General features: G+C 60.9%; 12 protein-coding genes. 7 read left to right on the top strand and 5 right to left on the bottom strand.

The genetic code is table 11. The features are described from left to right. Positions 1–151: 151 nt before the first annotated feature. Both IT444_13595 and IT444_13590 read left to right on the top strand, forming a co-directional pair. Positions 152–937, top strand: coding sequence for a hypothetical protein (locus IT444_13595; GenBank protein ID MCC7193803.1), 786 nt, complete (start codon positions 152–154; stop codon positions 935–937). A 123-nt stretch (positions 938–1,060) separates the two neighbouring features. After that, entirely contained in the window at positions 1,061–1,900 is an 840-nt protein-coding gene (locus tag IT444_13590; GenBank protein MCC7193802.1) for a prepilin-type N-terminal cleavage/methylation domain-containing protein, read from the top strand. 80 nt (positions 1,901–1,980) lie between these two features. Here IT444_13590 and IT444_13585 read toward each other — a convergent pair whose 3' ends face one another. Beyond that, complete coding sequence (locus IT444_13585; protein MCC7193801.1) at positions 1,981–2,334, bottom strand: ATP-dependent Clp protease adaptor ClpS; 354 nt, start codon at positions 2,332–2,334, stop codon at positions 1,981–1,983. Between the two features lie 139 nt (positions 2,335–2,473). Here IT444_13585 and lysA point away from each other — a divergent pair, with 139 nt between their 5' ends. Both lysA and ruvB read left to right on the top strand, forming a co-directional pair. Next, entirely contained in the window at positions 2,474–3,865 is a 1,392-nt protein-coding gene (lysA, locus tag IT444_13580) for a diaminopimelate decarboxylase (GenBank protein ID MCC7193800.1), read from the top strand. A 63-nt stretch (positions 3,866–3,928) separates the two neighbouring features. Continuing rightward, positions 3,929–4,981 carry a Holliday junction branch migration DNA helicase RuvB gene (gene ruvB, locus IT444_13575; GenBank protein ID MCC7193799.1) on the top strand — a complete coding sequence of 351 codons (1,053 nt, stop codon included), beginning with the start codon at positions 3,929–3,931 and terminating at the stop codon, positions 4,979–4,981. Positions 4,982–5,029: 48 nt separating this feature from the next. Here ruvB and IT444_13570 read toward each other — a convergent pair whose 3' ends face one another. Both IT444_13570 and IT444_13565 read right to left on the bottom strand, forming a co-directional pair. Next, entirely contained in the window at positions 5,030–6,916 is a 1,887-nt protein-coding gene (locus IT444_13570) for a hypothetical protein (GenBank protein MCC7193798.1), read from the bottom strand. A 78-nt stretch (positions 6,917–6,994) separates the two neighbouring features. Continuing rightward, a complete protein-coding gene (locus IT444_13565; GenBank protein ID MCC7193797.1) occupies positions 6,995–8,335 on the bottom strand; it encodes an AAA family ATPase in 1,341 nt (446 codons plus the stop codon). Between the two features lie 262 nt (positions 8,336–8,597). Here IT444_13565 and IT444_13560 point away from each other — a divergent pair, with 262 nt between their 5' ends. The 3 genes from IT444_13560 to rfaE2 are packed head-to-tail and all read left to right on the top strand — an operon-like array spanning position 8,598 to position 11,881. Further along, complete coding sequence (locus IT444_13560; protein ID MCC7193796.1) at positions 8,598–9,248, top strand: Maf-like protein; 651 nt, start codon at positions 8,598–8,600, stop codon at positions 9,246–9,248. Further along, the gene (gene lpxK / locus IT444_13555; GenBank protein MCC7193795.1) at positions 9,245–10,303 is read left to right on the top strand and encodes a tetraacyldisaccharide 4'-kinase; all 1,059 of its coding nucleotides are present in this window, start codon (positions 9,245–9,247) and stop codon (positions 10,301–10,303) included. The genes IT444_13560 and lpxK overlap by 4 nt, the downstream gene beginning before the upstream one ends. Before the next feature lie 42 nt (positions 10,304–10,345). Continuing rightward, positions 10,346–11,881, top strand: coding sequence for a D-glycero-beta-D-manno-heptose 1-phosphate adenylyltransferase (rfaE2, locus tag IT444_13550; protein ID MCC7193794.1), 1,536 nt, complete (start codon positions 10,346–10,348; stop codon positions 11,879–11,881). 65 nt (positions 11,882–11,946) lie between these two features. On the opposite strand, the gene IT444_13545 is transcribed toward rfaE2, so the two are convergent. Continuing rightward, positions 11,947–13,047 (bottom strand): tetratricopeptide repeat protein, encoded by a 1,101-nt coding sequence (locus IT444_13545; GenBank protein MCC7193793.1) that lies wholly within the window; start codon positions 13,045–13,047, stop codon positions 11,947–11,949. A 38-nt stretch (positions 13,048–13,085) separates the two neighbouring features. Further along, positions 13,086–13,277, bottom strand: coding sequence for a hypothetical protein (locus IT444_13540; GenBank protein ID MCC7193792.1), 192 nt, complete (start codon positions 13,275–13,277; stop codon positions 13,086–13,088). Positions 13,278–13,284: the final 7 nt, after the last annotated feature.

Raw genomic sequence — 13,284 nt, 5'->3', positions numbered from 1 at the left:
ACCGAATGACCAATAGCTTAACAACGGGGTTGCTGTGAAAAAAACGACATCTCGCTGGTGTATCCATCCATCCTGCCATTGCCGACGTGATCGGCAGCGTCGGTGACGCGGGATTTCGTCTATCTTTGTGATATCCCCGGAGAAGCTGGACATGATCCGACCATCCATGAAAAGCATGCTGACTGCGACACTCGGAGTCGCGGGTGTGCTGACGGTTTTTCTTTCGTCCTTTGCTGCATCGAGCGACTCCCCCGCCGACCCCGCCTGGACCGCGCGACTCAAGCAATACCTCGAATCCAGCCGCTCCGAGCACAACCATGCGATCCTCACCTGGCGCGATGCGGCGGCGTGGAATTTTGACGATGGGAAAATGCCCGCGGACTTCAAGGTGTTCGACGGCAAGTGGGATGTCGCCGACGGCAAGCTGCGCGCGATCGACGGCAAGGATGATGACAACCGAACGATCAAGATCGCCGACTGCCGCTGGCCTGCCTTTCGTCTGGAGTTCGACGCGGTGCTCCGCGCCAAGCCCGGCGTACCGGCTGATCATGTCTGCGACATCGGCATCCTGCTCAATGCCGATCCTGATACCGGGCGGTTCGATCATGGTTACGGCGTGTTGGCGGGTACCTACTTCAATCAAGCCACGGTGCTGTACCGGCTATACATTCCCTACGCGCGAACGGAGTGGTCCCCCATCGTCGCCGGCCAGGTGCATCACGTGATGCTCGAAGTGGTCAAGCCGCACATTCGCTTCTGGATTGATGACCGAGTGGTGCTCGAAGCATGGGAACGCACGGGCAAAGGTCCAGCCGATGCGAGCGATTTCATCGACATGGACCCTCAAAGCGTGATCGCGCTGCACACGTATGACACGGTGATGGAGGTGGACAATTTACGAATACAGGTGCCCGCGGACAGCGAGCCGGAAAAGTAGCGCTACGGCAACTGAACCGCTATTTTTCCTGACGAAACGGTAAGGCTCGGAGATACCCAGCCGATAATCGTTGATATTGGGCTGCATGGTCAAAACTGCTATCATTAGCAGAAGGAATACATCATGCTGAGCCGTAAACCTTCAACCCAAAAAGTCCTTGCGGGACCATCATGTGTCGATAGGGTGTCCCGGCTGGGACGGTATTGCTGCGGATTTACGCTCATTGAGCTGCTGGTGGTGATTTCCATGATCGCGCTCCTGATCGCGCTATTGCTGCCTGCACTCCAGGGCGCGCGGGAGACAGCCCAGGCGACCGTGTGTAAAAGCAATCAGAGGCAGATCTACATCTCCTTCGCCGCATACGCCAACGACTCCAACGGGAGGATTCCCAGTAACTACCCCTGGTATGGGCAGTACTACTGGCAAGTCATGGGTAACCAATATCTGGGTGGCAGCGAGTCGTATGCGGGCGCGATGAACGGCGAACGCTATGTCGTCTTGAAGTGCCCGGGAGAAAAAGGGGCTCCCCCTTCCGGCGACGGTTCCGGGACGCCGGTCAAGATGTACGACAACCCGTGGTCTCCGACGAGCTACGCGATGAACAGGGCGATGCTCTCGGATCAGTATGGCGGCGTGCAGGGCGGGCCTGCCTACTTTGGTGAAAAGACTTTCAAGGGATCAACCTTTTGGCCCAAAACGCAGGTTTACACCGCGTCCGAAGTCTCCTTCTTTGTCGATTGCCCCACTTGGTCTCTGGGATTGCAAAACCCGTTGTACGATCCCGGCATTGACTGGGCGGCGAACTGGACCTATCCCACGGGCGGATTCCCGGCCTACTTTTACTCGTTCCGTCACCCTGTGGAACGCACGAACGTGCTTTATTTCGATGGCCACGTGGCGACAGCCAAGCCTGAGCTGGACCCCAGCCAAGGTCGATACGTCTGCACCTGGAAAAATCCTTGACTCCGCGTGCTGCGTCTGACGAGTAAAACACGACACGAGAGCCGGCCCGCTGCGGCAATGAAAGGTTGGTCGCTCGGTTTTCACTCCGCCGGCTCAATGACCGCTGTCATCGAACCCTTGCAGCGTGACAGCCGGATATCACGACCGTAGCCGATGATCTGATCGCGCTTGAGCTCCGCGTGTTCCCTGGTTGTCGTCAGCACGATCGCCCTGCCCTTCTTGTCCACCTCTTTGGCGAGCTGATAGCCTCTCTCGTAGGGGTGACCGAAAATCTTCCGCAGCATTTCGATCACGTACTGGTAGGTGTGGTCGTCATCATCGATGAGTACCACGTGATAGGGCGGCTGCTGCCGCGGCTTGGGTTTGCCGGGCTTGGCTTTAGGCTCAGCGGGAGCGGGTGGAGCGGTTTCGACTTCGACGGCGGCATTGGACATGGTGCAATTCCCCGATACCTGCATGATAGCCGCCCGCAGACCGTCAGAGAAAATAAGTTAACCAACACTTGACTTTATGAATCGAGTTTGTAAAATAGTCAGTTAACAAGCGGTACCGCCGACGCGGGTGCCGCCCGGTATGATGGCCGGCCCTTCGCAGGCCGGCGGGAACAGCCGATCCGCGAAGTTGGCTGCCCGAACTTTCACCCCGATTCAGGATCGCTTCATGGATGCGTTTGTTTACAAAAATGGTCAACTGCACTGCGAAGATGTAAACCTCGACAAGCTCGCCGGTCAGGTCGGCACGCCGCTGTACGTCTATTCACGCCGCACGATGGAGGAGCACTACGACCGGATCGCCAAGGCATTCGCCGAGCTTGAGCCGATCATCTGCTATTCAATCAAGAGCTGCGGCAACATCCACCTCTGCAAACTGCTGGCCTCGCGCGGAGCGGGCATGGATGTGGTCAGCGGCGGCGAACTGTACCGCGCCCGACAGGCCGGCACGCCTATGAGCAAAGTCGTTTATGCCGGCGTGGGCAAGACCGACTCGGAAATCCGCGAGGCGCTCGAGGCGAAAATCGGCTGGTTCAACATCGAGAGCGAAGCTGAGTTTGAAAACATCGCCTCGATCGCGCGACAGATGGGTGCGACCGCCAATGCAGCTCTGCGCGTCAACCCCGACGTGTACGACGCCCGTACCCACGCCAAGACCACGACCGGCAAGAAGGAAACCAAGTTTGGCGTGGACATCGAGCGTGCCCGGCGATTCTTCGAGCGATACGGCAGAGACAAGCACCTGCGGCTCAACGCGATCCACCTTCACATCGGCTCGCCCATCTACTCGGCGGATCCTTACGTGCAGGCAATCACCAAAGCTCTGGAACTCATCCGCGAGCTTCGATCGCAGGGACACGAGATCACCGCCATCGACATCGGCGGCGGATTCGCCGCCGACTACGAGTCGTCCGCTGCTCCGGGGGCCGCTGATTACGCATCACAGATCGTGCCCCTGCTGCGCGATTTTCACCGCGATGGAGGCAAGGTGATACTCGAACCGGGTCGAACCATCGCCGGCAACGCGGGCGTGCTCCTGGCACGGGTGCAATACATCAAAATGGGCGGGCGGAAGAAGTTCGTCATCGTCGATACGGGCATGCACCACCTGGTCCGACCGACGCTGTACGACTCATTTCACTTCATCTGGCCGACGAATGTGGCACCGATGCACGAGCCGCGCAGCCGCGCCAAGGAAATGAACATGCAGGGGCTGGAGGTTTGCGATGTGGTCGGGCCGATCTGTGAAAGCGGTGACTTTCTGGCGAAGGATCGCCCGCTGCCGCCGGTGGCGCGGGGTGACTTATTGTGCATCTTCACCGCCGGTGCCTACGGCATGGTGATGGCGAGCAATTACAACGCGGTACCGCGCCCGCCGGAAGTTCTGGTGGACGGCAGCCACGCCACGCTGATTCGTCGCCGCGAGACTTACGGCGATCTGGTGCAGCAGGAGCTGGAACCGACCGCGGTCTGACGAGTTCATGGTCACGCGATGAGTTTTCGATCAAACTGAACCGCACATGGTCTGCTTTTACGCATGAGCAAGCACCGCATCATTTCCGGAGCATCGAGCGATCCGGCGGAGGAGCGATTCAATCAGTCGCTCCGTCCGACGCGGCTGGACGATTACGTCGGCCAGCCCCGGCTCATCGAAAAGCTGCGGATCACCCTCGAAGCGGTCAAAGCCCGCCGCGAACCGATGGAGCACGTGCTGCTTCACGGCCCGCCGGGACTGGGCAAAACCACGCTCGCCCACATCATCGCCAACGAGATGGCGACGCATGTCATCGTCACGTCGGGGCCGGCACTGACCAAACCGACCGATCTGGTCGGCACCCTGACGAAACTCCAGCAGGGTGACGTGCTGTTCATCGATGAAATTCACCGCATCAGCCCGGTGATCGAGGAATACATCTACCCGGCGATGGAAGATTTCAAGATCGACGTGACGGTCGATTCGGGAATGCACGCCAAGGTCATCACCCTGCCGCTCAAACCGTTCTCGCTTATCGGCGCGACCACACGAGCCGGCCTGCTCTCCGGGCCGATGCGGTCACGATTCGGCATCGCGCACAATCTGGATTTTTATTCCGAAGATGATCTGCTCAGGATTCTGCGGCGCAGCGCAACGCTGATGAACATGATGGATCATGCCCGTCCGGCAACAGGAACGGAGGACGCGCTTAAGACCATCGCACGACGATCGCGCGGCACGCCGCGCATCGCCAACCGTTTGCTGCGCCGTGTGCGCGACTTCGCCCAGATCCGCGCCGAGGGGAAGCTGACGCCTTCCATCGTTGATGACGCCTTGAAACTCGAAGGCGTGGATGAGATCGGCCTCGACGAGCTTGACCGCAAATACCTGCGGGTGATCGGGGAGGTGTATCAGGGCGGTCCGGTCGGCCTCGAAGCCGTCGCCGCGACACTCGGCGAGGATGCCGGCACGCTCGAAGATGTGGTGGAGCCTTATCTGCTCCAGATCGGCTTTCTCGCGCGGACGCGCAAAGGCCGCCAATTCACCAAACGCGGCGCGGAACATCTGGGGATGACCTTCACGCCGCCGCCTGATAACAGCGGGCTTTTCACCTGAACGCGATCGCGCATTTCAAGTCCGTCGCGTCCGCTGGTTGTGTTGTTGCTAGTTCATTTCCGTACTGAACCACGTGGAGGACTCGCCGAGAGCCACACGCTTGAGCAGATGAAACCGCACGTACTGTCCCAGACGTGTCACCAGTGCGGTCGCGAGTTTCGCGTCGTCGGTAAAGAGATGCAGCACCGGCTCAGTCCGGTCGTCGAATCGCATTTGTCGCTGCGTCATCGCAAGGAGGACATGATGTTCCTTGACCCATGCACGTGTTTCGATGAGTTCAAGCACAGCAGCGCGCAACGAGTCAGCCGCGTCAGTCAAAGACGGACGTCTGGGACTTTCATGTCGGAGCAGCAGATGAATCACGCCATCTTCATCGAGCGCCAGTTGCGTCGCGGCATGGCGAGGCGATCGAGCCTGCAACGCGACGAGGCCGGAGACAAAGGACGCCAGCTCAGGCTCAGCCGCAGCCGGTGCGGACGGCTCCTCAGCGGCGCGCGGCGCACGGCTGGGTTTGACCTGCTCAGTCGGCTGAACCTTGCGGCGCGGCAGCTTCGGCGCGACAGGTTCGGCTGCGCGATCTTCCTGCTGATCGTCCGATTCGTCGTCTTCTTCCTCCAACAGCTCATCCGCAAGACGGCGGCTCACTTGAGCTTTGGCCGGTTCAGCGGCGTCACGGGCGGGCTGTTCTCGTTTGACCGCAGCGGATTGATCCGGAGACTCGGCGTGATCCGCAAGCTTCGGCTGTGGCTTTTGATCCGATGGTTCTGTTTCGGTGAGCGATTCAGCAGGAGGCAGAGTTTCGTCGATGCCGGCATGATCCTTGAAGGTCGGCCAGAGCCTCGCCCACGCGCCTTGCGGGTCGGCGAAACTCGCCAGCGAGGTCAGCTCCACGGGAACCATCTGTTTCTGCCAGCCGACCAGTTCGATCATGCCCAGACCTGCCGCCGACGCATAAGCTCGCAGCCGGTCGGCAGCCTGAAAACTCCGAGCTTCGTCCGCGCCGACGATCATCGACGCCAGCCGACGCTGATCACGAGCGGGATCGTTTTCCAGCAGGGAACGGAACAACCGCTGACCCGCGGCCACGGCGATTTCATCGGCACCGCAGACCAACGTCCAACGCTTCACCTGCTGGGCCAGCGTCTGCGTCATCTCGGTCAGATGGGTTGGCAGGTGGATGAGCCAGGTTGCGACGGCAACAGGAGCGCGGTGGATCATCGCATCAATCAAGGCAGGCAGCGACGACCGCGACACCTGATCCGTCCAGGCTTCGAGCGCGTGTTCCGCATTGGCGACGGGATCGGTGATGTCCTGCGGCAGCGGCGGGCGACCGGCAGTGACCAGATCGAGATCGATCCGTTCATCGTCCACATGGAGAACACCCACCGGCCCGTGCCGCTGCGCCAGGTGGCGCGCGTACTGGGTGAGCCAAGGCCCGCCGAAACCGGGGAGATTACCCAGGAACGCAACCTCGACATGAAGCGCGATCGGCTGGGACTCATCGAGAGGCGGTTGACTGTCGCTGGGTGCAGGGGTGGAAACAGGCGAAGCGGCAGCGGTGCTCACTTCCGTGCGATGCAGCCGCAGTTGCGGCCCGACGCGCGATGCGGCGGTCGGCAGCTCGCTGTCGCGGATGGGAGCCTCGTTCGCAGACGGGATCGGATCGACGTGGATGGCGTTTTGATGCTGGACGGCACGGAGCTTGGGAGAAAGCCTGATCGGTCGCGGTCCGCTGATCGACGCCTCGCCGCGAGTGACCGGGTCGGAGGTGCCGGTGCTGACTTGTTTGGAAGACGCCAGCGGAGCTGCGGGCGCGGTTCCGGTCAAAAAGAGGTCCGCCAACGCATCGAGCGCTGCTTTTGTCCGTGCGTCTTCCATATTCCCTGGACCCACACCCGGAGAGGCCGCTGTCCCATCGGCTCCGCCGTTGGTCATCACTGCTCAAAAGCGGCTGGGACTGCCGCCACTACGCAACCATTCTTGCCGGAAGAAATTTCTCACGGCGCGACACGCTCAACCCACCGCGATTTCCGCGGCGATCTCGACCACATTATTCAACTCGCCGAAAGGGTTGGCCTCGACGTAATTATTAAAAGCATCCCGCATCCATGCACCATCGACGACTATGCGGTAACGATAGCGTCCCGGCGGCAACGGAATGCACGCCTGCCAGACGCCGAGTCGTTCATCACGCTTCAGCGGTGTCGCGACAGGCGACCAGCCGTTGAAGTCACCTGCCACGGTAACCTCTTTGGCCTGCGGCAGCGGCTGCACAAAGAGAAGCCCCTGCGATGTCGCACGCACGCCGTAAATCCGGGCGAGTTTGTCCTCCACCGTCGGAAGCGGAATCTCACCCGAAACGGTGACGGGCTTGAAATCGGCGGGAGTTTCCGGCGGGGCGACGAGCGTTTCGATTTCGTTTTCGGCGATCACGTCAGGATCATGGGAAATCTTGGCCGCCAGTGCTGCGGTACGCGACGCCAGAGCGCGGGCTCGCTCGACCAGCTCGGCAGCACGGGACAGCGCAGGATTGGTCGCGGCGGCGGGTTGATCGGTTGTGTCGGCACCCTCTGCCTGCGTTGCCGGTTGCGGCGGATTCGCCAGCAGCCAGTTGGCGAGCTTTTCAAAGTCCGCCATACCCCGGCTGGCTGGATCATATTCCGTGATCGGCTGGCCAAAGCTCGCAGCCTCTTTGAGCTTGGAATTGAAGTTGATGACGACCGGCAGGAGCTTGTCCCCGAAATGGCGGCGCAGCTCAGAAAGAATCTCGCGCGCCAGCTTCGTGCGCACGTCGTACATCGTCGCCAGCACCTGGAAGCGGACTCTGTGCCCGGCTCGGTGGGCGAGCATCTCGATCGTTGCTTTCTGACGAACCGAACCCTGCATCGAAAAATAGCCGGTTTCGACGGGGATAATCACCTCGTCCGCAGCGCGGAGCGCGTTGAATGTCAGCAGGCCGATCGACGGCGGGCAGTCAATGATGCAGAACTCGTACTGGTCAGCGACGGTGCTGAGCAACTGCGCCAGGCGGCGGTCCTTGTCGGGTGCGGTGCTCAGCTCAGCCTCGATGCCCGCCAGCGACATCGTGCTGGGGGAAAGGTCGAGGCTGCGCGAGATCTGCCAGACGGTATCGCCGAAAGCGAGTGTTCCATCGAGGCCTGCTCGCAGCATGTCGCCGATGGAGCGTTCCAATTGCGCTTCGGGCACCGCCAGCCCCAGAGCGCAGTGGGATTGCGGGTCCATGTCCACCAGCAGGGTCTTGCGCCCCATGGATGCCATGACTGCCGCGAGGTTGATGGAAACGGTTGTCTTGCCGCAACCGCCTTTTTGATTGATGATCGCGATGGTCCGCACGACTGCCCTCTCGTCCGTGAAAGAGACAGGAACAAGGATCGCATTCTGACCGGGCTGAGCTCGTCGAGTGCCCGCGTCCCTGCGCAAGTCTCAGACGAAGTGAATACCCGCCGAATCAGTCGATCCGTCCTGCGTTATCGGGAGTTTGTTCGATCCAGCTTGAATATCAGCACTGATAATGCGGATGAGAGGGATTCGCCGATTGAAAGATCGGTTTGCAAAGGTTCAACCATCCCGCCGCCGAGCCGTTTACAATCCATTCATGCCGGCTCGACAACCCACGATCATCCTTGCAAGTCGTTCGGAGCGAAGGGCGTGTCTGCTGCGTCAGGCTGGGTACGAGTTTGTGCAGGCGGACCCGCCCTATGCCGACCCGCCCCAACCGGAATCCGCGGGCCACCCTGAAGCGATGACCATGGAACTGGCTGAGCGGAAAGCCCGGAGCCTTCAGGATGCGGGGGCGTTCCTCGACTACCCGGACGGCCTGATCCTCGCAGCGGATACGGTGTGCGTCAGCGCTGACGGCCGCCTGCTTGGCCAGCCGTCGTCGCGTGAGGATGCAGCCGCGATGATCGGCTCATTCATAGGTCAGCCGCATCGCGTGATAACCGGTATCGCGCTGGTGAGTCGAAACGACGTTCACCCGCATGTGTTTGCCGATATGGCCGTGGTTGTGATGGAAAACATCACTCCCCGCGAGATTGAACTCTACCTCGACACCCAACAATGGCGCGGTAAAGCGGGCGGATACAACCTTTTCGACCGGCTGGAAGCCGGCTGGACAATCCATGTGCAGGGTGATCCGACGACGGTCGTCGGCCTGCCGATGCGGAAGCTCAAGACGTTCTTTGATCAGCGTTCAATTTACCCCGTTGTCGTCCCAACAGACGCCTCCGCCCCCTTTCAAGCGTGAATCCTCAACGACTCAACGCCATTCTCTCCGGTGAAGATCGTTCAATCGGCGCGAGCTTTGTTCGCGCCGGTTGTGCGGTCGCCGAGCCGTTCTATCGCTGCGGGGTCGGGCTGCGTAATGCGATGTTCGACCGCGGGTGGCGCACTCCAGCGGCCCTGGGACGCCCGACCATCAGCGTCGGCAACATCACGACCGGCGGCACGGGTAAAACGCCGATGGTCATCGAAATCGTCCGGAGGCTGCACCGGTTGGGTGTCACACCGGCGATTCTGCTGCGCGGCTATGCCATGACGGACGGCTTGAGCGACGAGGCCCAGCTCTACCGAGACGCCTTTGATGGTGCAGTGACGGTTGAGGCAAACCCCGACCGGGTCGCGGGTGCGCAGGCCGCATTAAAACGCAACTCGAATGTGCAGGCGTTCATCCTCGATGACGCATTTCAGCATCGCAGGGTTCGCCGCGATCTGGACCTGGTTCTCATTGATGCGACCCGGCCATTCGGCTTTGATCGGCTTCTTCCCCGCGGCCTGCTGCGCGAACCCGACCGAAACCTAAAACGGGCGACGGCGGTCATCGTCACCCGTGCGGATCAGATCGCACAGCCGCTTGAAGCACTCGACGCCCGGATTGAAAACCTCACCGGCAGCCGGCCGATTGTCCATTGCGCTCATCGCTGGACGGGATTCCGCGATCAGGGTGGCGGTGAACACGCTCCCGACCATCTGGCGCGGGCGTCCGTCATCGGCTTTTGCGGAATCGGGAATGATGCGGCCTTCGAGCGGTCACTCCGTCAGCACACGCGAAAAGTGCTCCAGCTATTCACGTATCCTGACCATCACACCTACCCGAACCTCACGGACATGCTCACGAATCAACTCCGCACCCTGCGCCCTGATGCGGTGGTCGTCACCGACAAGGACTGGGTGAAGTGGCAGCCTCGGCTGGCGGGTGGTCTGCCGGCTGTACCCATTTACCGGCCTATGCTCCAGCTTGACTTCCTCGACGGCAGTGACCGGTTGGATAAACTTCTTGACCGTCTGCTGATCTCCGCCTGACCCGCGCTTGCGGCCCGCTGTGCCGCGTCTATTCTCATTCCCATGCCGCCCGCCAAACACCGCCCAACCCGCCGCAGCACGACCGTCCCCACCGTTGCCGGATCCGAGGGTCTCATTCGTTTTCTTGACCACTGGAAACCACGGAAGATCGTCGTTGCCGGCGATTTCATGCTCGATCACTACATATACGGCAACGCTGACCGCCTCAGCCCCGATGCGCCGGTGCCGGTGCTCTCGGTGATCCGGCAGGAGCACAAGCCCGGAGGTGCAGCCAACGTCTGCCTCGATCTCCGCGCTCTGCGCTGCGAGGTCGCCTGTGTCGGCGTCATCGGCATCGACCCCGCGGGTGCCCAGTTGCGCGAAGGGCTTCGTGCTGCAGGTTGCAATGTCGCGGCGATCCTCGGCGTCCGCGACCGGCCGACCACGGTGAAGCAGAATTACGTCGGCCTGGCGCAGCATCGTCACCCGCAGAAAATGTTCCGCGTCGATACCGAGGAACGATCCGTCATCGCACCCGCTGCGGCGAAGCAACTCCTCACCCGCGCTAAAGCGGCACTCCGCGGAGCCGATGCGCTTTATCTGGAGGACTACAACAAGGGCACGTTGTCCAGCGAGGTCTGCCGTTCACTCATCGACATGGCGCGAAAGCTCAGAGTGCCGGTTTTTGTCGATCCGGCGGCGATTTCGGACTACTCCAAATATGCCGGCGCGACCTGCATCACTCCGAATCGCACTGAAGCGGCGCTGGCCACCGGCGGGTCACTCACGGAGGATCGCAGAACGCTGGAACGCACCGCGCGAAAACTGCTCGACGCGCTGCGGCTCGAAAGCGTCGTACTCACGCTCGACAAACAGGGCGCGTTGCTGCTGGAGCGCGGCTGCCCGCCCCTCATGGTGCCAACCGTTGCGCGACAGGTTTATGACGTGACCGGCGCAGGTGACATGGTGCTGGCGATGCTCGGTGCTGCACGGGTCAACGGCGCGGACTGGCACACTGCGGTGAAGCTCGCCAACACAGCTGCGGGGCTCGAAGTCGAAAAGTTCGGCGTCGTTCCCATCGAGCTGGACGAGGTGATCATCAGCCTGCTGCGGCAGCAGCATGAGGAATCCGGCAAGCTGCGCACGCTCGACGTTCTGCTGCCGGAGATCAACGCCTACCGCAAACAGGGACGCCGAATCGTCTTTACCAACGGCTGCTTCGACATTCTCCATGCCGGCCACATCTCATATCTGCGTGAAGCAAGGCGACAGGGCGACCTGCTGATCGTCGGCCTCAACAGCGATGCATCCATCCGAAGGATCAAGGGTCAAGGCCGTCCGGTCAATCATGAGACTGATCGCGCCATGGTGCTCAGCGAGCTGGCGAGCGTTGACTACATCGTTCTTTTCAGCGAGGACACGCCGATCAAAATCATCGGCGCGTTGAAGCCCGATGTGCTGGTCAAGGGGGCCGACTACAAGCGAAGCGAGGTCGTCGGCGGCGATCTGGTCGAACGTCATGGCGGGAAAGTGGTGCTGGTCAACCTCGTCGCCGGTCGCAGCACCACGAACATCATTCGTAAACTGACCAACGACTGATCCGAGAGACCGCAACACATCAGCGCGATGAGATCACGGGTTTACGGACCTGATGAAATCGGCGATTACTTACCTTGCGTTTGCTCGCGCGCTGCTTTGAGCTGCGCTTTGAGTTCGGCGATCTGCGGCAGTTGTGATTTGAAGGCTTCGAGCATCTGGATGTGAGCTTCGGCTTTGGCGAAGCTCCCTTCCTTGATGCGATAGCGGGCGGCTTCGACTTCATAACGCCAGAGTGAAGGATCCAGTGCCAGCGCTTCCTCATACACCTGGGCAGCGCGATCGAAGCGGGCGAGCTGCGCCCAACTGGTCGCCAGTCCTTCGATCACGGCTGGATCATTACGTTCCTGTGGTTTGAGCGCATCGAGCGTCTGGAGTGAATCCTCCGGACGATTGGCGCGGCGTTGGAGCATTGCCTTGTTGATGATGTAAACCACCATCTTTTTCCGCTGTTGAATCGGGGTGTTGGCGATGGCTTTGGTGTACTGGTTGATGGCTTGGTCGAGTTTATTCTGCCGCGCATAGAGGTCTGCCATCGCGGCGTAGGCTTCGTGGGCGGCTGAGTCGATGCGAAGGGCTTCGAGCAGCGTGCTCATCGCCAGGTCGTATTGCTTTCGGTCAAGGTAGATGAGGGCCATGCTCACCCGGTGACGTGCGACGGTCGGAGCTAGATTCGCAGCCATGCTGAAGTGTTGCAGGGCTTCGTCATCGCGCTTGAGTTGTCGGGCGATGCTGCCCGCCAGATCCTGCACCTCAGCCTGTTGAGCGTTGATCTTGAGGCTTTCGGTCAGTTGCGTGTAGCCGCCCTCGGCATCGCCGGTGAAAAGCAGCACCTGCGCCAGAAACACACGACCGGCGGCGTAGCGCGGGTAACGCTCGACCAGACGACGCGCATCACTGATGAGGGGGCCGGGTTCCGCCTGCTTGCTTTCCACTGCCAGCAACCGCGGCGCGATTTGCGACAGTTCGTTTTCCGCAGCGGCGCGATCCCACTCAACCGCGCCGGCTCCTTCGTCGGGCTTTGGCTGCGTCTGCGGCCAGGTCCGTCGTGCCACGCCTTTCCAATACACAAACGCGGTGCCTGCGGAGATAACTCCCAGCAGGACGAGACAGACCACGACCCAGGTACCGGTACGCCGGGGCGGTGAGGAGGTGAAGCGTTCACTCATGCGATCAAGCGTAACGCATCCCGTGCCTCGTTGCGCGGTTAATCCTGGTGCGGAGCTTTCGCAGGCTGTGCGACCTGAGGGACATCCTCGCAAACCGATTGCTTTGCCTGCCCATGTCCCAGCGGGACCAGTGAAGTCGGCCCTGCTGCCGCCTGACGCGAAGTAAAGAGCGAACCCGCCATGAGCAGACCCATGTACACAGCCACGCAATAACGAACCCAGCTCTTCATAACAATC

The sequence above is a fragment of the Phycisphaeraceae bacterium genome, from assembly GCA_020851465.1.
Taxonomy (GTDB): Bacteria; Planctomycetota; Phycisphaerae; order Phycisphaerales; family Phycisphaeraceae; genus JADZCR01.
The sequence above is the reverse complement of the archived record's forward strand: the minus strand, read 5'-3'. Positions and strand labels throughout refer to the sequence as shown.

Bases quoted from the DNA above. Each gene is read 5' to 3' on its own strand.
- lysA (MCC7193800.1), top strand. From the start codon at position 2,474: ATGATGGCCGGCCCTTCGCAGGCCGGCGGGAACAGCCGATCCGCGAAG.
- IT444_13585 (MCC7193801.1), bottom strand. From the start codon at position 2,334: ATGTCCAATGCCGCCGTCGAAGTCGAAACCGCTCCACCCGCTCCCGCT.
- IT444_13595 (MCC7193803.1), top strand. From the start codon at position 152: ATGATCCGACCATCCATGAAAAGCATGCTGACTGCGACACTCGGAGTC.
- ruvB (MCC7193799.1), top strand. From the start codon at position 3,929: ATGAGCAAGCACCGCATCATTTCCGGAGCATCGAGCGATCCGGCGGAG.
- IT444_13540 (MCC7193792.1), bottom strand. From the start codon at position 13,277: ATGAAGAGCTGGGTTCGTTATTGCGTGGCTGTGTACATGGGTCTGCTC.
- IT444_13560 (MCC7193796.1), top strand. From the start codon at position 8,598: ATGCCGGCTCGACAACCCACGATCATCCTTGCAAGTCGTTCGGAGCGA.
- IT444_13545 (MCC7193793.1), bottom strand. From the start codon at position 13,047: ATGAGTGAACGCTTCACCTCCTCACCGCCCCGGCGTACCGGTACCTGG.
- rfaE2 (MCC7193794.1), top strand. From the start codon at position 10,346: ATGCCGCCCGCCAAACACCGCCCAACCCGCCGCAGCACGACCGTCCCC.
- IT444_13590 (MCC7193802.1), top strand. From the start codon at position 1,061: ATGCTGAGCCGTAAACCTTCAACCCAAAAAGTCCTTGCGGGACCATCA.
- IT444_13570 (MCC7193798.1), bottom strand. From the start codon at position 6,916: ATGACCAACGGCGGAGCCGATGGGACAGCGGCCTCTCCGGGTGTGGGT.